General features: G+C 61.3%; 16 protein-coding genes and 1 tRNA gene. 10 read left to right on the top strand and 7 right to left on the bottom strand.

Translation table 11 applies throughout. From position 1 onward, the window contains the following. The 4 genes from AC0L16_RS20390 to AC0L16_RS20375 form a co-directional block, all read left to right on the top strand. Positions 1-233, top strand: a 233-nt coding sequence (locus AC0L16_RS20390) for a hypothetical protein (RefSeq protein WP_473622845.1), incomplete at its 5' end; no start/stop codon positions are given. A 173-nt stretch (positions 234-406) separates the two neighbouring features. Further along, on the top strand, positions 407-1,654 hold the full coding sequence (locus AC0L16_RS20385) for a glycoside hydrolase family 88 protein (RefSeq protein WP_473622844.1): 1,248 nt from the start codon (positions 407-409) through the stop codon (positions 1,652-1,654). A 251-nt stretch (positions 1,655-1,905) separates the two neighbouring features. Continuing rightward, on the top strand, positions 1,906-2,853 hold the full coding sequence (locus tag AC0L16_RS20380; RefSeq protein ID WP_473622842.1) for a D-alanine--D-alanine ligase family protein: 948 nt from the start codon (positions 1,906-1,908) through the stop codon (positions 2,851-2,853). 41 nt (positions 2,854-2,894) lie between these two features. After that, positions 2,895-4,589 (top strand): GNAT family N-acetyltransferase, encoded by a 1,695-nt coding sequence (locus AC0L16_RS20375; RefSeq protein WP_473622840.1) that lies wholly within the window; start codon positions 2,895-2,897, stop codon positions 4,587-4,589. Here AC0L16_RS20375 and AC0L16_RS20370 read toward each other — a convergent pair. Then, entirely contained in the window at positions 4,586-5,650 is a 1,065-nt protein-coding gene (locus tag AC0L16_RS20370; protein WP_473622838.1) for a DUF2332 domain-containing protein, read from the bottom strand. The genes AC0L16_RS20375 and AC0L16_RS20370 overlap by 4 nt on opposite strands. 130 nt (positions 5,651-5,780) lie before the next feature. Here AC0L16_RS20370 and AC0L16_RS20365 point away from each other — a divergent pair, with 130 nt between their 5' ends. After that, positions 5,781-6,713 (top strand): alpha/beta hydrolase family protein, encoded by a 933-nt coding sequence (locus AC0L16_RS20365; protein WP_473622836.1) that lies wholly within the window; start codon positions 5,781-5,783, stop codon positions 6,711-6,713. A 348-nt stretch (positions 6,714-7,061) separates the two neighbouring features. Here AC0L16_RS20365 and AC0L16_RS20360 read toward each other — a convergent pair whose 3' ends face one another. The 4 genes from AC0L16_RS20360 to AC0L16_RS20345 all read right to left on the bottom strand — a co-directional run bounded on the left by AC0L16_RS20360 (position 7,062) and on the right by AC0L16_RS20345 (position 11,236). After that, positions 7,062-7,583: a DUF992 domain-containing protein gene (locus AC0L16_RS20360; RefSeq protein ID WP_473622834.1), complete on the bottom strand. Its 522-nt coding sequence runs from the start codon at positions 7,581-7,583 to the stop codon at positions 7,062-7,064. 101 nt (positions 7,584-7,684) lie between these two features. Next, positions 7,685-7,759, bottom strand: a tRNA-Glu gene (locus AC0L16_RS20355). A gap of 183 nt (positions 7,760-7,942) precedes the next feature. Then, entirely contained in the window at positions 7,943-9,187 is a 1,245-nt protein-coding gene (locus AC0L16_RS20350) for a YcbK family protein (RefSeq protein ID WP_473622833.1), read from the bottom strand. Positions 9,188-9,400: 213 nt separating this feature from the next. Next, a complete protein-coding gene (locus AC0L16_RS20345; protein ID WP_473622831.1) occupies positions 9,401-11,236 on the bottom strand; it encodes a PHA/PHB synthase family protein in 1,836 nt (611 codons plus the stop codon). Between the two features lie 77 nt (positions 11,237-11,313). Between AC0L16_RS20345 and AC0L16_RS20340 the strand changes: the two genes are divergently transcribed. The 5 genes from AC0L16_RS20340 (at position 11,314) to recJ (ending at position 17,349) form a co-directional block, all read left to right on the top strand. Beyond that, the gene (locus AC0L16_RS20340; RefSeq protein ID WP_473622830.1) at positions 11,314-11,727 is read left to right on the top strand and encodes a hypothetical protein; all 414 of its coding nucleotides are present in this window, start codon (positions 11,314-11,316) and stop codon (positions 11,725-11,727) included. Between the two features lie 79 nt (positions 11,728-11,806). Beyond that, on the top strand, positions 11,807-13,024 hold the full coding sequence (locus AC0L16_RS20335) for an LL-diaminopimelate aminotransferase (protein WP_473622828.1): 1,218 nt from the start codon (positions 11,807-11,809) through the stop codon (positions 13,022-13,024). A 42-nt stretch (positions 13,025-13,066) separates the two neighbouring features. Further along, entirely contained in the window at positions 13,067-14,380 is a 1,314-nt protein-coding gene (locus tag AC0L16_RS20330; RefSeq protein ID WP_473622826.1) for a homoserine dehydrogenase, read from the top strand. Between the two features lie 139 nt (positions 14,381-14,519). Beyond that, positions 14,520-15,503 (top strand): class II fructose-bisphosphatase, encoded by a 984-nt coding sequence (glpX, locus tag AC0L16_RS20325; RefSeq protein WP_473622824.1) that lies wholly within the window; start codon positions 14,520-14,522, stop codon positions 15,501-15,503. A gap of 61 nt (positions 15,504-15,564) precedes the next feature. Further along, complete coding sequence (gene recJ / locus AC0L16_RS20320; RefSeq protein WP_473622822.1) at positions 15,565-17,349, top strand: single-stranded-DNA-specific exonuclease RecJ; 1,785 nt, start codon at positions 15,565-15,567, stop codon at positions 17,347-17,349. An 8-nt stretch (positions 17,350-17,357) separates the two neighbouring features. Here the strand turns inward: recJ and AC0L16_RS20315 are convergent, their stop codons facing one another. Both AC0L16_RS20315 and hisI read right to left on the bottom strand, forming a co-directional pair. After that, a complete protein-coding gene (locus AC0L16_RS20315) occupies positions 17,358-18,326 on the bottom strand; it encodes a patatin family protein (RefSeq protein ID WP_473622820.1) in 969 nt (322 codons plus the stop codon). A gap of 84 nt (positions 18,327-18,410) precedes the next feature. After that, complete coding sequence (hisI, locus tag AC0L16_RS20310) at positions 18,411-18,881, bottom strand: phosphoribosyl-AMP cyclohydrolase (protein WP_473622818.1); 471 nt, start codon at positions 18,879-18,881, stop codon at positions 18,411-18,413. Between the last annotated feature and the right edge of the window lie 59 nt (positions 18,882-18,940).

The following is an 18,940-nucleotide window of genomic DNA, read 5'->3' as shown; positions in this document are numbered from 1 at the left end:
CGGCGGCGGCGGCGGTGGCGGCAGCGGCGGCAGCGGCGGCAGCGGAGGAAGCGGCGGCAGTGGAGGTAGAGGCGGTAGCGGCGGGAGCGGCGGTAGCGGCGGCAGTGGCGGTAGCGGCGGCAGTGGCGGCAGTGGCGGTAGCGGCGGCAGCGGCGGCAGCGGCGGCTAACGACCCACCAGATAATCGCGAAGGTGAGCGTCGGAAGACGCTCACCTTCCGTTTGGGATACTGAACTGGAGGGCCCGCGCGAGGGTGACTATCGGCCGCGAAGCTATCTTCACTCCTCCGCGCCGGGCTTCGTCGCAGACCGGCCCTCAATTGCAGCGACAAACCAGGAACTTCACGGCTCTCTACGCTCATTTGGAGCCCGGCCCTACAGCCGAGGCCGTTGCCACCGCATAGACCGTGCCGTTACAGTCGACAGTTGAAGAGCAGCCAAAACTCGATCATCTCGGCGAAACCATGTCCGCCCACCGGATTCAAACCTCCAAACGCCTCATGCCGAAGACGAACTTTCATCGGGCCGAACGGTCTCCCGAACGACGGACAATCGTGTCGCTGCCGGAGGAGATGGCAAGGATCCGCGACTTGGCGGAAGCCTGGATAATCCGCAATGTTGGAAAAAAGGGCCTGTTTACCTACAGTATTAATCCGTATACGGGCGAGAAATCTGAAAAAAACAATGAACTAAGGCAGCTTATGTCGTCGCGCACGTTAGCGGAAATGAGCGTAGGAAATCTCTCGCTTCGCCCTGTTCATCGCCGGAATTTGTCATTCATCATGAATACATGGTATAGGGAAGAGGGTGGTATTGGTTATATTGAATATGATGGCAAGTCAAAGCTCGGGGCGAATGCGATGCTGCTTCGCACATTCTCGGCAAGCCCTCACTTTGAACAGTTCCAGTTGAAGGCTAGTGCAGCCGCGGATGGTATCCTTGCGCTTCAGAATGCAGACGGGTCCTTTCGCGCTTGGCTGAAGGAACCGAACTATTCCTACGACGAAAAATACCTCTTAACATTTTACTCGGGGGAAGCATTAGTAGCTTTGCTCGAATATTACTTCCGGACTGGATTAACCCGTTATTTCGACGAAGCGGCGCGTAGTGCAGAATTCTATTTAGAGGAATATGTCCGCAATATCGCAGATAACTTTTACCCGGCATACGTCCCTTGGCACACCATCGCTTATCGGCATCTATATGAGTTGACGAAAGCCGACAAATTCGCCGAGGCGGTGTTTACTCTGAACGACAAATTGCTTGAACTTCAGGACCGGTCGTACAGGATTGGACGATTCTTCAATCCAGCAACCCCTCAGTACGGCCTTCCGCACGCGTCCTCGGACGGAGTTTACACCGAGGGACTGGCCTATGCATTCGAGATGGCGCGGCGGACAGGGGATGAGGTGAGAGCAGGGCGATACCTTGACGCTATTATGATCTCGTTGAAAAACATCGCATCCTTGCAGTATAGAGAAAAGCTGGATGAGTCTCCTCTTCCTTTCTATGTGTACCGAGGCGCCATCAGGACAAATGCAGAGAAAAATAGGTGGGCTCGCATAGACAATGCCCAGCATACGATAGACGCAATCCATGCCCTGGGGAATTTTCTCGGAAGCAAGCAGGCTTCTACATTGGAGCCTGGGCTTTGACTCCCGTCAAAGGACAACCGGGAGCCCCGAATTGCTCCTGCGTTTCTTTACAAGTCGGTGCGGCCATCATCTCAATCTGGATCTGTACCATTTCGACCTTCAGCGCCACCCAGGATATTGCTCGTGGTTCTGCTTGACCGGCTCGAGCCATGATGCAAGCATGGGAAAGCGTTTTGAACACATCAGGCTCATAAATGCCGACGTTGGAATATTTGTTGACCCCATCGCCGGAAGAGCTGGCGCAAACCCATGTGCTGTTTTTGGCGCGTCATGCGCTCGACTCCAGCCCGGAGCGTCGGGCCAAGTACGGCTACCACGTAGTCTACCATGCCATCATGCTCGAAACGCTGCGGGGGCTGGGTTTCAGGGTCACGCCGGCGAGCGAGCACGAGGTGCTGTTCGGGCCTCTCGACTTCGATTTCCTCTATGCCATTCACTCTCATGCGATATTCGACGGTCACGAGGTCCTGGCGCCGGCAATCGCGGCCTATCGTGGCGTCCCGTGTCTCGGCGCATCGGCGTCAAGTCGGGCGGTCTCGGAAGACAAGGTATTGGCCAAGCAACTGGCTGCTTCCTTGGGGCTCGATGTCGCGAAGCACAGGATCATGCAGCCCGGTGAGGTCAGCAATGATAAGTTCAGCCTGCCCGGTTCGTGGATTGTCAAGCCGCGAGGGGGTATCGCTTCCGACGCAATTGTAAAGGTCGAGAATGAAGCGGATTGGCGGGATGCGCTGGCAACCATCTCGGATCCGCGTCACGGCGGCCGTGAATTCATTGCAGAAGAGTTCGTGCCGGGCCTCAATCTGACGGTTCCAATTGTCGAGGGCTTCCCCCCAGGTTCATTGGCGGTCTTCGAGGAGCGCGGCCGCCCTGGCGACAATGTTCTGACCAATGAAGCAAAGCGAGGGCTCAACAGTTCCTACAAGTCCGCTCCTTACGACGGACCGGGCGCCGAGGAGGTTTCGGAGGCAACCGCGCGATTGGTGGCCGAGATGTCGCCATTCGATTATGCCCGCTTCGACTTCCGTTATGACCCCGACACTCGGCGGGCCGTTTTCATCGAAGTGAACATTGCCTGCAACATGGCGCCGGCCTCGGCGGTCTATCGTTCGGCCGCCCTGCATGGGATCAAGTATGAAGAACTGGTGGGACATGTTTTGACGCACAGTCTCAGACGGCAGAGAAAGCGGCAAAAATAACCGCAAAACGCTCGGTAAGGCACTTCAGTGATGGTCAGCGCATGCAGATTGATCTGGTTGACAAATTCGAAGCCTTGGAGCCGCTGAGAGAGAATTGGGACCGGATATATGACTCCGATCCGGAGGCGAACTTTTTCCTGTCGTGGCCATGGATGTCGAATTGGCTGCGACGCCCAGGTTGGGTGATCCTGGCTGCGCGGCCGTCTCCCGCAACAAACGAGTATGTCGCCTTCTTCCCTCTACAACTCGTCACCGGGCTTGATGAGCAGACCGGGTTTTATAGCAGCATAAGGATGGCCGGCTCGTATTTTGCCACCTATACGGGCTTCATCTGCGTGCCCGAATTCGAAGAGCAAGTCATTTCGTCGTTCGCCGATCGCCTGCAGGCGCTGAATTGGAGAGCATTACACTTCGACGACATTTCGATATCGGCCAAGCGCCGTCAAATGCTGCTTGGAAGCTTTTCTGACAACGATTTTGTCAAAGAAAAGATTGAACGACGTCGCCATACAACCCGAACAGGCGAAAATATAAATCATGACATCTATATGTATGTCGATTTGCCGGCCGATTGGGACGAGTTCCTGGACGGCAACCTTGGCCCGAAAACGCGTCGTGATGTCCGTTATTTTCTTCGTCAGGTCGAAAATAGCGGAGAATACCGGATAAGCCTGGCGGACTTTGAGACAATCCAAAGCGACCTGGAGATTTTCTTTCAACTTTGGCTTACGCAGTGGGAGGCCAAAAGCCGAGTCTATGCTCAGGGTATTATTGCCAACTGCCGCTATATGTTACTTGAATGCCACAAGGCGGGTGTACTGTTCGCGCCCGTATTGTGGAAAGGCGATACTCCGTTAGGAGTACACATTGCGTTTATCGACAGGTCGAAGCGTTCACTCGTCTGTTTCCTCGTCAGCCGCAATCTCGCAATTCGGAAGCCTCCACCGGGCCTGGTGCTTCACGCCTACAGCATCCGTTGGGCAATTCAAAACGGCCTCAGGACTTACGACCTTGGCACTGGAGATTTTTCGTACAAGTATAGTTTCGGATCGAAGGAGCGGCTTGTAGAGGGTGTCCGGATCGACTCCACCAACAGCCTGACCCGCGGAAACAGGCTGGATCGAAGAAGCCTTCCCTCAGTGATTTCGTCGGTGCGAAAGCTGCGTCGGGAGGGGAAGTTCCATCTGGCGGAGCGCGGTTGCAGGCAGGTGCTCGAGACTGAACCGAGCAATCTGGAGGCGCGCCGGCTTCTGAACGAGTTTTTGGCGGCTACGCGTATTGAGGAGCAATTTGCGAGTGCGCTGCAGCGCCATCGGGGCAAGCAATTTTTGGATGCCCAGAGGATTTGTCTGCAGATATTGGCTGCAAATCCCCGGCATTACGGCGCTAATTATCTGTTGGGCGTTCTATGTCTTCAGGCCGGTCGGTATCAGGCAGCGGACACCTACCTGGCTCGCGCCACTGAGATCAATCCGAAAGCCGCGGCTGCGTACAACAACAGGGGGCATGCCTTGCGCGGCCTGAAACGCTATGATGAGGCTCTCGCCTGCTACGAGAAAGCCATCGCGGCGAAACCCGATTTCGTGCAGGCTATGAACAATCGGGGGGTTACGCTGCGGGCGTTGGGGCGCCTTGATGAAGCACTCGCCAGCTTTGACGAGGCGCTGACGCTCAAACCGGACTTTGCCAAGGCCTCGTCTAACCGCAACCAGTTGCGTGAGCCTCTGCCGCGCTAGCCTTTCCACTCCATCGATAGTCCATGCGGATCGCACACCGCCAGCGTTTTGACCTTGCGCTCGCCATTGAAGTATCGGCTGACCTTGAGAGGATTGAACGTCTCAGTGGGGTTGGGATGTGCGACCTCGCCTTCCACGGTGACGCGCCAGACCGGCGCCGTCTTGCTCGCCTCCAACAGGATATCGTTTATGCGTCGGTGTTGATCGCCGGAAAGCTGATAGCCCATTATCGTGTGATACACGCACCGGGCTTGATAAGGCGGAATCTCCGCCAGCGCAGAGCTCAGGTTCAACACGGCGTCGCCGCCTCTGATCCGGGGCGGATGCGCGGCGGCGACCTTCAAGGCGCCATCCAGTTTTGTAAGCCGGTCAATGCGCTCGGGCCAGACAAGCGCCTTGAGCCACCGGCGTTCATTTTCATCCCGAACATCGGTCGGATAAAGTTCGAGGCCGATCCTCGATGAAACGGGGGGCGGGAACATCCCCAATACAGGCACGCCAGGCCCTTCAAGGATGCAGGAAAGGACGAAATCCGCATCGGTCCACCGCTCCAGCTTCGGAGCGCCTGTCCCGTCCGTATACCTGTAACCATAGCTGTCGAAGTTCAGGTTCAGGCCGGCGCTGGATCCGATCTCGACGAGGCCAAGGGGAGCGGCGGCTTCGCGCGCGACCAGATCGAATGCGGGCAGCAGCAGCGCACTGCGGCCAGCCTCGTTGGTGTTGGTTGCACGCTTCGCGATGATGTCGACGAGTTCGGCTTCGTGGGCACCGCAAAAAGCGGCGAAAAGTTCGAATGCGCGATCGTCGGCCGGCCGCGTTCCGCCCAGACTCGGATAATAATCCTTGAGAGGATGATCGACGCCCCCAAGCAGGAGATACTGTACCGCGCCGAAGACAAGGTTCGCCGCCGGCTGACCCTTCCTGCGCCCTGCCGCCAGGCGCTGCAGCGCGACATTGTCCGCAATCCCAAGCGACAGCTTTTCATAGAGGGGAGAGCCGCCACGACGAGACTCGTTGGCAAAGAAGCGGTAATAGTGAGCGCTTGTTTCAAACACCACCATAGCACGAACCTTACGGGCAATCTTGGATGTGGCTTCTATCTGTAATTGCCTTAAGGCTTTCGGTCCAGCGGGTCAAGGAACCGGGCGAACAATAGAGGCTCTCAAGCATACATTCCTGCGAGACTGGCGGATGAACGAAACCGTGGACGATTCACCTTCGGGATATACTGTCATTGATGGCGCCTTTCGCGACGAATCGCGCAGTCGTTCGGTGCCGTACCGGCTTTATGCCCCCGCTCCCCTGTCTGGCGCTTACCCGGTGGTCCTTGTGTCGCATGGCATCGGCGGATCGCGCGAGGCGATGCCTTACCTCGGGCGGCGCCTGGCGGAACGCGGTTACGTTGCGGTGCACCTGCAGCATGCCGGGACGGACAGTTCGACCTGGCAACAGGCAAACTCTCTTGCGGAAGTCTACCGCATTCTTCGTGAAGCCATGTGGGACGCCAATGCGGCGCGCGCGCGATTTCAGGACGTGCCCTTTGCCCTGCGCGAGCTTGCGCGCATGAACGGCGAGGGGCGGCTCGCCGGCCGCCTGGATTTGACACGCATCGGCATGGCCGGACACTCTTATGGAGGCGTCTCGACGATGGTTGCCGCAGGGCAGAGAATGGGTCCGGGCGGGCAGTGGTCGTTCAAGGAGCCAAGAATTCGCGCCGGCTTGGTCATGAGCCCGAACATACCCATCCAGGGCGGCGAGTTGGCCGCCCTTTACCGCGATATCGATATCCCGCTGTTTCACGTCACCGGCACGAAAGATGGCAATGCGGTGCCCGGCAACAAGGAATTCGATCCGATACAGCGGACCCTTCCTTACGAAGCGCTGACCATCCCTCATCAATATCTGCTCGTTCTCGACGGTGCTGGCCACAATGCGTTTTCCGGCCTGAAGCACGGACCACACGCCCACGGCCCCGAGGAGGAGACCCGCTACACGCGCATTGTACAAGATGGAGCAGTGTCGTTCTTCGATGCCTACCTGAATGGGAAAACGGCGGCTCTGGCGGCCCTTCGCCAAAAATTTCAATCCAGCCTTGAGCCGACCGACAGGTATGAATGGAAATAGCGGGAAGTCCGCCTGCGCAATGGGGTCTGATCCCATATTGGGTGAAGGATCCGTTGGCTTAGCGCTTTCTTAAAAGTCACACCGAAGCAATTGAATGACGATATCCGAACTGGAGAATGTATTGGCCGTTCTGTTACAACCCGGCGGCGGAATCGAGAAATGATCGGGGTTCACGATGGCGGGAGCATTTGAGAGCGGCGATCTTGTTCGCCTGAGGGGCCGCGAATGGGCTGTGGAATAGGGCCCGCTCGCAGTGCGTGCGCGAGGCCCTTCGCGAAAATCTGGGCGCACGCTCAGCCTAGGACCCGCGTCCTCTGCGGCCCCCAGCGTTGTGCGACCAGTCGTTCCTCAATCAGTCGCCCTCAAGGTGACGGTGGTGACACCACCCGCTATGTTGATACCTTGCTGACCCTCGACGGAGATCGGCTGCAAGGAGAGCGAGCGGTCGCTGCCGCCGACGAGAATATTGGCGCCAGCGCCGGCGCCGAACGATGCGTTGGCGCCCACACCGGTATAGGTGCCCGCCAGCGCGCCCGCTGGAAGGCCGCTTGTCACCGCCGCCACGCCCCAGATCAAATGCCCATCCGCAACCTCGCCGAGCGCCACGCCGAACTGATCAATTGAACCAGCATAGTTTTCGACCTTGCCGCTCTCGTCTTTGAAAACGCAGGCAAGTTTTTGCTTTTCGACCACGAACATGCCGATCCCGCGTGACACGTCGCACGACAGTGTGCCGACCTGTGTCGAGTTCTGGGCAGTCGCAGCGAGGGGGATCGATACTACAAAGAGCGCAAAACATGCGCTGCGAAGGTAGGCCATTGTCATGTCTCCCTTTGAATTGATGTCGCTTCTCGTTGCCGAGAGCAACATCGCCGGACACACCAATCAGCGGGTCGACCCAAGTCTTGCTGCCGCTGGCCTGCCGCAGAACGCCGCCGAGAGGCGGATTTGCGCTAAGCGCTTGATTTGTCTGGTACGCCCAAGGGGAATCGAACCCCTGTTACCGCCGTGAAAGGGCGGTGTCCTGACCGCTAGACGATGGGCGCGCTCAGATGTGAGCGCTTATAGTTGCGTTGCACCAAACCGGCAACCCGTCTGCCGCTACCTGCGACAACTTTTTTCGATGACCGCAAAACAGCGCAGTTTCGGCGATTTCCCCCGCTTCGACGCAGCATCGCATGCCGTCCTGCACATTGCGGGCGTTGCTGGACGAGAGGGAGAAGCAGCCGTTACCGCCGCCGGCGGCAGCGCCAGTTCCAGTCGCGCTCGGGACCGACGTCGATGTGAACGGATTCGGTATGGCAGTAGGTGCCGACGCCGCCGCGCCCTGGCATGCTGCGGATATAGCTTGCCAGTTGCGCTTTCGAGACGCCTGGAACTTGGATGTCGGCGGCGGCGCAATACATGTGCAGCGAGTTCTTGGCGCCGTTGGCGCGGCGGTTGCGGGCCGGATCACGATAGCCGGAGGTGACGATCATCTTCTTGCCGTAGTGGCCCTCGATCGTCTTCAGCACGCGGACCAGCGAAGGTTTTAGGCAGGCAACGTCGACATTCTCGGTCTGCTTCAAAAGACCATTGGGCGCCAGCCGGGCAAGCCCGGGAGCGTATGCCACCTGATAGGCGTCATCCTCGTTCAGATCGACGTCGCTGTCGTCGTCGAGGCCGGATTTGCGCTTGATCTCGAAAAGTGCGGTCTTGCGCACGCCAGGCAGCGCGTCATCGGTGAAATGGCTGGTATCGCCGAGCGAAGCCAGTTGCACCGGCTTTTCAGCCGATTTGGCCGAGGCCAGGGTGATCGCCGGTTTTGCCGCCGGCTTGGGCTGAGCGGCCTTGGGCTGAGCCGCCGGCGGTTGCTCGCCCGACCTGTTGCTGGCCTGCGGGGCTGCCGAGGCGGGCGTTGCGCTGAACAAAGAGGCGAAGAACCCCTTCTTCTTCGGCGCATAGGCCTGCGGCTCTGCGGCGGTCACATAGACCGGGTTGTTCAACGCCGGCGCGGCGGCCTCGGCCTTTGACTTCGGCGCGGCCGTGCCGGCATCGGCGGTTTCAGTCTTCTGCGCAGCAGCGTCGGCTTGTTCAACCGTCTGCGCCGCCTGTGGCTGCGGCGTCTGGCCCGCAGCCGTCTCTGCGCCCGCTTTAGCCGGGACGGGGAAGCCGGCATCCGATTTGGCGCCTCCCTGGGGCGGCTGCGCCCCCGGCTTGGCCGCTGGCACAGAGGCGACCTGCTCGGGAAGGCTTGCGTCGCCCTTGGCGGTCATCGTCATTTGTGACGTCGTCATCTGCGACGATGAATCAGTGGTGACCTGTTGGGTGCCGGAGGCCGTGTCGGTAGCCGAGGCATTGTAGCCGGGCATGCCGACGGACAGGGATGGGTCGCCGGCCGAGGTGCAGGACGCCAGGAGCACGGAGAAAAGCGCGGCCGCAATGGCGCGGCTTTCTCCCTTCGCGAGGCGCGATCCTGCTGATTTCAAAACCAAATTCCCCCTCGATGTCCGGTCGGTACTTCATTGGCGGCACCGAAACGTCTCGCCGCAATAAACCCTTGTCCCCGAACGGAAACGAGACCTGTGTCAAATCCGCAAGCCCCAGAGTATTTCGACGGCTAGAGAAGAATCGAGAGTGCTTAAGGGTTGACGACACCATTTCGCCCTCTTTTACCGGCGCGTCAACTCACCACACATTACAGAAGGTTACACACGCACCTTGACATAGGTGCCTGGCGCATCGCCCAGGGTTTTCATGTGCTTGCCGGGTTTGCGGGCCGGCACGCGGGTGTCGTCCTTGGCCTCGATCCAGCGTTGCCAGTGCGACCACCAGGAGCCGGGATGGTTCGTGGCCTTGGCGAGCCACTCGTTGAAGTCGCCGGTTGGCTTGCCGCCGGTCCAGTAGTGATATTTCTGCGCCGCCGGCGGATTGACGACGCCGGCGATGTGGCCGGAGCCGGCCAGGACGTAGTCGACCTCGCCGCCGAAATATTTCGAACCGAGGAACACAGAAAGCGCCGGCGCGATATGGTCTTCCTTGGAGGCGAGGTTGTAGACCGGGATGGTGACATCCTTCAGCGATACGACGCGGCCCGCCAGTTCCATCTTGCCTTGTGAAAGTCTGTTCTCGAGATAGCAATTGCGCAGGTAGAAGGAATGGTTGGCTGCGGCCATGCGGGTCGAATCGGCGTTCCAGTAGAGCAGGTCGAAGGGCAGGGGATCCTTGCCGCGCATGTAGTTGTTGACGACATAGGGCCAGATCAGGTCGCCCGATCGCAGCATGTTGAAGGCGGTCGCCATCTTGGTGCCGTCGAGATAGCCTTTCTCGTTCATCGCCTTTTCGACGGCCGCGACCTGCTCCTCGTCGACAAACACTTTCAGGTCGCCGGCATGGGTGAAATCGACCTGCGTGGTGAAGAAGGTGGCCGATTTGATGCGGTGGTCGCCTTCCTGCGCCAACAGCGCCAGGGCGGCCGCCAGAATCGTGCCGCCGACGCAATAGCCGACGGCGTTGACGTCCTGTTCGCCGGTGGCCTTTTCGATCGTGTCCAGGCCGTATTGCAGGCCCTCTCTGATATAGGCCTCCCAGCTCTTGGTGCCGTGCCGCTCGTCCGGGTTGATCCAGGAGATGACAAAGACGGTGTGGCCCTGCTCGACGGCCCAGCGGATAAAGGATTTTTGCGGGTTGAGATCGAGAATGTAGAATTTGTTGATCCATGGCGGGCAGATCAGCAGCGGCCGCTTGAGCACGGTCTCGGTCGCCGGATCATATTGCAAGATCTCGGCGACGTCGCTGCGGCCCACCACCTTGCCGGGTGTCGTGGCCAGGTTCTTGCCGATCTCGAAGGACGAATAGTCGGCCTGCCTCAGTTTCAGGTCACCCTTGCCGGCGGCGATGTCCTCGGCCAGCATCTTCATGCCGCGCACCAGGTTTTCGCCATTTGAAGCGATGGTCTCGCGAAACAGTTCCGGGTTGGTCAGGATGAAATTCGACGGCGAAATGGCGTTGGACACCTGCTTGACGTAGAAACCGGCCTTGTGGCGGGTGTGCTCGTCCAGGCCATCGGCGTGCTCGACCAGGTCGGTCGCCCAGCGCGAGGTGACGAGATAGGCCTGCTTGAGGAAATCGAAGAAAGCGTTGCGGCCCCATTCCGGGTCCTGGAAACGCTTGTCGCCGGGCTCGGGCTTGACCGCGTCTTCGGCGTCTTCGCCGCCGTCGCTGAGGCGCTGGATGGAGTTGGCCCAGACGGTCATGTAACCGGAAAACAGCCGCGTTTGCGCCTCCAGCGCGCGCTGCGGATCGGAAAGCCAGTATTCGCTGAGCTTGGAGAAGGTTTTCACCATGTCGACGACCGGCTCGGCGACATGATCGCGCACGTCGCCTTTTTCGCGCGGCTCGGCCCATGCGGAAGCCGCCTTGCCGGCCTGCTCGATCATGCGGGCCATGTTCAAGGCGAAGCGTTCCGGATCCTTGACCAGATATTGCTCGACGGTCGAAGGCCGGTCATCTTCCGCTTTGCCCGAATCGGGTGTTTTGGACATGGTACGCGGGGTTCCTCCCGAAGCGTTTTCTTGACATAGTATCATGGCACATCCAACAGGGTCCAATGCGCTCTATCTTGGCTGCCAGGGAAAACAATATGACGACTGATACTGGCAAAACTGTTTTTTCTGGCACTGGTCGTTTTTGCCGCACAGGCGCGGCGGCCGTCTTTTTGGCGATCGCCGGCTGTTCGAGCACCAACATCGAGGGCGCCACGCCTGTCGCGGCTACCGACGGGCCGAAGAACACCGGCACCTATCCGAACCTGAATATCCCGCCGCAGGCGGCGGCGGAGCAATTCACCGAGGCGGAAAAGAACGCCAAGCTCGCCCAGTTGAAGGCGGAGGCACAGGCGCAGGGCTCAAAGGGCGGCGCGGTGAAGGTCGCGAACCCGGCGGCGCTGAGCACATTGGCGAAGCAGCACGGCACCGATGCGCTGAAGCAGATCGAAGCCAAATGCGATCCCGCCCTCGACCCTACCTGCAAATAGGGTTATATCGCGCGACCGACAACCATCCTTGCCAAAAACCACTTTGACCGTCTGGAATTGACCCACCACTGGAACTGATATGGAAGAATTTCACAAGGTCCGCCGGCTTCCGCCCTACGTCTTCGAGCAGGTCAACCGGCTGAAGGCCAGTGCCCGTTCGCGCGGCGCCGACATCATCGACCTTGGCATGGGCAATCCGGACCTGCCGACGCCCAAGGCCATCGTCGACAAATTGTGCGAGGTGGTGCGCGACCCGCGCACGCATCGCTATTCGTCGTCGCGCGGCATTCCGGGCCTGCGCCGCGCCCAGGCCAATTACTATGCCCGCCGTTTCGGCGTGAAACTCGACCCGGACACGCAAGTGGTGGCGACGCTGGGCTCGAAGGAGGGTTTTGCCAATATGGCGCAGGCGATCACCGCGCCCGGCGACGTGATCCTGTGCCCAAACCCGACCTATCCGATCCACGCTTTCGGCTTCATCATGTCGGGCGGCGTCATCCGCTCGTTGCAGGTGGAACCGGACGACGGCTTCATTCCGGCGCTGGAGCGCGGCATCCGCCATTCGATCCCGAAGCCGCTGGCGTTGATCCTCAATTATCCGTCGAACCCGACGGCGCAGGTCGCCTCGCTCGATTTCTACAAGGATGTGGTGGCCTTCGCCAAGAAGAACGACATCATCATCCTGTCTGACCTTGCCTATTCGGAAATCTATTTCGACGGCAATCGGCCGCCCTCGGTGCTGCAGGTGCCGGGCGCGATCGACGTGGCGGTCGAGTTCACCTCGATGTCGAAGACCTTTTCGATGCCCGGTTGGCGCATGGGTTTTGCCGTCGGCAACGAGCGGCTGATCTCGGCGCTGACGCGGGTGAAATCCTATCTGGACTACGGCGCCTTCACGCCGATCCAGGTGGCGGCCGCGCATGCGCTCAACGGCGACGGCGCCGATATCGCCGAGGTGCGCGAGATCTACCACAAGCGCCGCGACGTCATGGTCGACGCCTTCAGCCGCGCCGGCTGGATCGTTCCGGCGCCGGCGGCGTCGATGTTCGCCTGGGCGCCGATCCCGGAGCCTTTCAAGCATCTCGGCTCGCTCGAATTCTCCAAGCTTCTGATCGAGCACGCCGATGTGGCGGTGGCGCCGGGCGTCGGCTTCGGTGAGCATGGCGATGACCATGTGCGCATCGCGCTGGTCGAGAACGAGCACCGGATCCGGCAGGCGGCGCGCAACATCAAGCGCTTCCTGGCGTCCAGCGCCAAGCAGCCCAACAATGTGGTGCCGCTCGCCGCGCATCGTTGAGTTGCCTGATACCACATCGACCAAATTCTTGAGGCGCCGGACATGGCTGAAGCGTTGCGTGTTGGAATCGCCGGTCTCGGCACCGTCGGCGCGTCGGTGGCGCGCGTGCTGCGCGACAAGGCGACGGAACTGACGCGGCAATGCGGCCGCGAGGTCGTCGTGTCGGCCGTTTCGGCCCGCGATCCCAACCGCGACCGCGGCGTCGATCTCGGCGCGGCCAAGTGGTTCGACGATCCGGTAGCAATGGCGCAAACCGCCGAGATCGATGTCTTCGTCGAGCTGATCGGCGGCGACGAAGGGCCGTCGCATTCATCCGTGAAAGCGGCGCTTGAAGCCGGCCGCCACGTCGTCACCGCCAACAAGGCGCTGCTCGCCAAGCATGGCGTGGCGCTGGCCGAAACCGCCGAGAAGAAGGGCGTTCTGCTCAATTACGAGGCGGCGGTGGCGGGCGGCATTCCGGTCATCAAGACGATGCGCGAGGCGATGGCCGGCAATTCGGTGACCCGCGTCTTCGGCATCCTCAACGGCACCTGCAACTACATCCTGACCCGCATGGAAGCCGAGGGCCTGTCGTTCGACGACTGTCTCAAAGATGCGCAGCGGCTGGGCTATGCCGAGGCCGACCCGACCTTCGACATCGAGGGCCACGACACCGCGCACAAGCTGTCGATCCTGACCAGCCTTGCCTTCGGCACGAGGATTGCCGCCAACGACATCTATATGGAAGGCATTTCCAACATCAGCCAGGCCGACATCCGCGCGGCCGGCGACCTCGGCTACCGGATAAAGCTGCTCGGCGTCGCCCAGCGCACGGAAAGCGGCATCGAACAGCGCGTGCACCCGACCATGGTGCCGACGGCCTCGGTCATCGCGCAGGTGCACGGCGTCACCAATGCGGTGGCCATCGAAACCGATATCCTTGGCGAGCTTTTGCTCTCCGGTCCCGGTGCCGGCGGCAACGCCACCGCATCGGCGGTGGTCGGCGACATTGCCGACATCGCCAAAAGCCGGCCCGGCTTCCAGCACGGTCCGGTCTTCGGCCTGCCGGCGAAGGAATTGCGGCCCTACAAGAAGGCGCAGATGCGCAGCCATGCGGGCGGCTATTTCATCCGGCTGACTGTGCATGACCGCATCGGCGTCTTTGCCGCCATCGCCAAGCGCATGGCCGACAACGACATTTCGCTGGAATCGATCGTGCAGCACGCCGCCGGGCCGGATACCGCCTTGCAGAAGACAGTGATCCTCGTCACCCACGAGACCACGGAAGCGGCGGTCCGCAAGGCTGTCGACGGCATCACCAAGGACGACCATCTGACCGACAAGCCGCAGGTCATCCGCATCGAGCGGGCGGAATAGGAATTTCTCTTTCTCCTTCAATCGATTGATATCGTTGTGTTTTCAAAAAAGACCCGCCTAGGTCTTGCTGTTGTCATGGAGCTTTGACACAACCAGCGCGCCTCTGGCGGGAGGCAAATGCCAACGAGGATCTCCACCGATGAACGTTGCCCAGAACATCGTCGCCGGCCTTGACCGGATACTCACCATGGAACTGGTGCGTGTCACCGAACGCGCTGCGGTTGCGGCGGCAAGGTTGCGCGGACGCGGCGACGAAAGGGCCGCCGACCAGGTTGCGGTCGACGCCATGCGCGAGGAGCTCAACCGCCTCGCCATCAACGGCACGGTGGTGATCGGTGAGGGCGAGCGCGACGAGGCGCCGATGCTCTATATCGGCGAAGAGGTCGGTTCCGGCAAAGGCCCGGCGGTCGACATCGCGCTCGACCCGCTCGAAGGCACGACGATCTGCGCCAAGAACCTGCCCAATGCGCTGGCCGTCATCGCCATTGCGGAAAAGGGCAGTCTCCTGTTTGCGCCCGACGTCTATATGGACAAGATCGCCATTGGCCCGGGCTATGCGGACGGCGTCATCGACATCGATGCCTCGCCGGCCGAAAACATCGCCAACCTGGCCAGGGCCAAGAGCGTGCCGGTGTCGGAGATCACCGCCTGCATCCTCGACCGGCCGCGCCATGGCGCGCTGATCGAGGCGGTGCGCGCCACGGGCGCTGCGATCCGGCTGATCGGCGATGGTGACGTCGCCGGCGTTATCCACACCACCGATCCGGACGAAACCGGCATCGACATCTATCTCGGCACCGGCGGCGCACCGGAGGGTGTGCTGGCGGCGGCAGCGTTGCGCTGCACCGGCGGCCAGATGCAGGGAAGGCTGATCCTCGACACGCCGCAAAAGCTGGCGCGCGCGGCGAAGATGGGCATCTTGGATCCGAAGCGGGTCTACCGCGCGCAAGACATGGCGCGCGGGGACGTGCTGTTCGCGGCAACCGGCGTGACCGACGGCAACATGCTGGCCGGCGTCAAGTTCGGTCGCAATTCCATCACCACGCATACGATCGTGCTGCGCTCGTCGTCGCGCACCGTGCGCGAGATCAAGGCAAGGCACCAGGATCTGGAAAAGTTTTGATTCCCGACTCGGTTAGCCGTCGCATATTGTGAGAAATGACAATCCGCAGACGGCGCGTCGCATGACGGGCGAAAACCGTATCTTCCTCGACGTCAGGCAGTCGGCATCAGGTGTTTCCTGGGAACACCGGCTGACCGAGCGGCAGGACATGACCGCACTCGCCATCGCGCAAGGCTATGGCGTGCCGGACATCGTTGCGCGCGTGCTTGCCGGGCGCGGCGTGACCGCCGAGCAGACCGAGCGGTTCCTTGATCCGACCATCCGCGACCTTTTGCCAGACCCGGCGTCGCTGACCGACATGAACAAGGCCGCCGCCCGCATCGCCGGGGCAATCATTGCCAGGGAAAAGGTGGCGATCTTCGGCGACTACGATGTCGATGGCGCGGCCTCATCGGCGCTGCTCAAGCGGTTCCTCACACATTTCTCCGTTCCAGCGGAGATCTACATACCGGATCGTATCTTCGAGGGGTACGGTCCCAACCCGGAAGCCATGCGCGAACTCGTCTCGCGCGGCGCAACGCTGATCGTCACCGTCGACTGCGGCACCAACAGCGCCGTATCCATCGACGCGGCGAACGCTGCCTGCGCCGATGTCGTGGTGCTCGATCATCACCAGCTCGGCGGTCCGTTGCCGGCAGCGGTTGCGGTAGTCAATCCCAATCGCGAGGACGACCTTTCGGGGCAGGGCCATCTTTGTGCCGCCGGCGTCGTCTTCCTGGCGCTGGTGCAGACGGCGAAGATCCTGCGCGGCCGGTTTCCGGATGCCGCACCGCCGGATCTGCTCAGCTTGCTCGACCTCGTTGCGCTTGCCACCGTTTGCGACGTGGTGCCGCTGACCGGCGTCAACCGCGCCTTCGTGGTCAAGGGACTGCAGATCGCACGTCAGCAGCGGAACGAAGGATTGGCGGCATTGGCGCGGGTCTCGCGCATCGGCGAGCCGGTCAGCACCTTTCATCTGGCCTATCTGATCGGCCCGCGCATCAATGCCGGCGGGCGCATCGGCGACGCAGCACTCGGCAGCCGTCTGCTCGCCACCGACGATCCCGTCGAGGCCCGCACCATCGCCGAGACGCTGGACCGGCTCAATCAGGAGCGGCAGCAGATGGAACTGGAAATGCTGGCCGCGGCACGCGTCGAGGCCGACGCCGAGCTTGCCGGCGGCAATGGGCCAGCCATCGTCGTCACCGCCAGCTCCAACTGGCATCCGGGCATCGTCGGCCTGCTGGCCTCGCGGCTCAAGGACCATGCGCGCCGGCCCGCTTTCGCCATCGCCTTCAACGCCAACGGTGTCGGCACGGGGTCGGGCCGTTCGGTGTCGGGCTTCGATCTTGGCCGGCTGGTGCGCGAGGCGGCCGTTGCCGGGCTGATCGTCAAGGGCGGCGGCCATGGCATGGCGGCCGGCATCACGGTGGAGCGGGCGAAACTTGGCGCGCTCAGGGCCTTCTTCGAGGAACGAGCGGCGGCCGAGGTGTTCCGGCTGCAAGGCGAGGAAAGCCTGGCGATCGACGGTGCGCTGGCCGCCGAGGGCGCCACGCTTGGCTTGCTCGATGCACTGGAGAAAGCCGGCCCGTTCGGCGCCGGGCACGTCGCACCGGTCTTTGCGCTGCCGCGCCATCGCCTTGCCGATGCGAGGCCGGTCGGCACCAATCACATCCGCGCCGAGTTGCAGTCGGAAAGCGGCGGCCGCATCCAGGCGATCGCGTTTCGCGCCGTAGATACGGCGCTCGGCGAGTTCCTGTTCAAGAACAGGGGCAAGCCGGTGCATGTCGCCGGTTCGCTGTCGGGCAATCACTGGAACGGCAACCGCACGGTGCAGTTCCGCATCGTCGATGCCGCGCGCGCCTGAGAAATCGCTTAAGCCAGAACCGTCTGCAGGCGGGCCAGATCGTCGATCTGGGCCATTGTCACCTGATAGCCGATGCGGATCGCCTCGTCGGCGCGGTGGAATTCGGTCAGGCCGACATGGCTGAGCTTTGGCTGCAGCGACATATCTGGCGGGTCGCCGGCAAGACGCGCCCGCGAAATGCGATCCTGGATGATGTTGAAGGCTTCGACCATAACGCCGGTAATGCCGAGCCGTGTCTGGTACTGGTGCCCTGTGTCGATCAGGCCGGGCCTTGGCGCGTCCTTCTCGACGACCAGTTCGCCGGCGCTGTGCTTGATGACGGCGGCGCGGCCGAACAGATCGTAGTGAAGGTTCACCGCGACCACGAGCGGCTGCTCGTAAGCGCGGCAGACCGAGACCGGGACCGGATTGACCAGCGCACCGTCGACCAGCACGCGCCCGTTGCAACTGACCGGTTCGAACACGCCGGGCAGGGCGTAGGAGGCGCGCATGGCGGTGATCAGCGAGCCGCCCGACAGCCAGATTTCATGGCCGGTGCGGATCTCCGTGGTGACGCAGACGAAAGGCTTGGGCAGATCCTCGAAACGGATGCCGGCCATGTGCTCGCGCAGCCGTGCATCGAGCTTCATGCCGCCGAACAGCCCGCTGCCGCGCAAATTGAGATCGAGAAGGCCAAAAATGCGCCGCTTGGTCAGGCTTCTGGCGAATTCTTCCAGCTCATCCAGCTTGCCGGCAAGGTAACAGCCGCCGACGAGCGCGCCGATCGAGGTGCCGGCGATCATCGACACTTCGATGCCGGCTTCGTCGAGCGCGCGCAGCACGCCGATATGGGCCCAGCCACGCGCGCAGCCGCCGCCCAATGCCAGCGAAATGCCTGTTTTCCTGGCGGGGCTCGTTTTGGATGCACCGGCGGACGATGACAGGCCATTGGCCTCCCGAACGTCAGGTCTGTTATGCAATGACGCCCAGTCGAGCATCACAATCTCCCTTGTCCCGCGGCTAGCCTATCGGCAGGCCGTATCGAAATCATGAATATACGTGATTGCAGTTCGGCGAATGGTTCAAATGGATGGTTCATGGGGCTTTCGATACGTTTCTTGCGTATCGAACAGCGGCTTGCTGCCGTCGCCGGCAAGCGTCCCCTTGCCGTCGATCAGTCCCACCGTCCGATAGAAGCAGGAACGCCGGCCGGTGTGGCAGGTTGCGTCGTGGCCCATCACTTTGACACGCAGCCATATTGCGTCCTGGTCACAATCCGTGAGCATCTCGACGATTTTCTGGACATTCCCGGACGTTTCGCCCTTTTTCCACAGGGTGCTGCGCGAGCGCGACCAGTAGTGGGCGATGCCGGTTTCCAGCGTCAGCGCCAGCGCCTCGGCGTTCATATGCGCGACCATCAGCAGCATGCCATCTTCGGCATCGGTAACGACGACGGTGACGAGGCCGCCGGCATCGAAGCGCGGCGAAAAGGCCGTGCTTTCTTCCAGTGTTTTCTTGTCTGATGGAGCTTTCGTAAATTCCACTGCCGACATCGCCGGTCCTTGTTCAGAGCCTCGCCCAGTCCGATAGGATCGGAATGGGCGAGGCTCTG

The sequence above is a fragment of the Mesorhizobium sp. WSM4848 genome (genome assembly GCF_055811375.1).
Note: the sequence above shows the minus strand (reverse complement) of the source record. Positions and strands in the feature narration are given on the sequence as shown.

Bases quoted from the DNA above. Each gene is read 5' to 3' on its own strand.
- AC0L16_RS20375 (WP_473622840.1), top strand. From the start codon at position 2,895: ATGCAGATTGATCTGGTTGACAAATTCGAAGCCTTGGAGCCGCTGAGA.
- AC0L16_RS20370 (WP_473622838.1), bottom strand. From the start codon at position 5,650: ATGGTGGTGTTTGAAACAAGCGCTCACTATTACCGCTTCTTTGCCAAC.
- AC0L16_RS20365 (WP_473622836.1), top strand. From the start codon at position 5,781: ATGAACGAAACCGTGGACGATTCACCTTCGGGATATACTGTCATTGAT.
- AC0L16_RS20360 (WP_473622834.1), bottom strand. From the start codon at position 7,583: ATGTTGCTCTCGGCAACGAGAAGCGACATCAATTCAAAGGGAGACATG.
- AC0L16_RS20345 (WP_473622831.1), bottom strand. From the start codon at position 11,236: ATGTCCAAAACACCCGATTCGGGCAAAGCGGAAGATGACCGGCCTTCG.
- AC0L16_RS20335 (WP_473622828.1), top strand. From the start codon at position 11,807: ATGGAAGAATTTCACAAGGTCCGCCGGCTTCCGCCCTACGTCTTCGAG.
- AC0L16_RS20330 (WP_473622826.1), top strand. From the start codon at position 13,067: ATGGCTGAAGCGTTGCGTGTTGGAATCGCCGGTCTCGGCACCGTCGGC.
- glpX (WP_473622824.1), top strand. From the start codon at position 14,520: ATGAACGTTGCCCAGAACATCGTCGCCGGCCTTGACCGGATACTCACC.
- recJ (WP_473622822.1), top strand. From the start codon at position 15,565: ATGACGGGCGAAAACCGTATCTTCCTCGACGTCAGGCAGTCGGCATCA.
- AC0L16_RS20315 (WP_473622820.1), bottom strand. From the start codon at position 18,326: ATGCTCGACTGGGCGTCATTGCATAACAGACCTGACGTTCGGGAGGCC.
- hisI (WP_473622818.1), bottom strand. From the start codon at position 18,881: ATGTCGGCAGTGGAATTTACGAAAGCTCCATCAGACAAGAAAACACTG.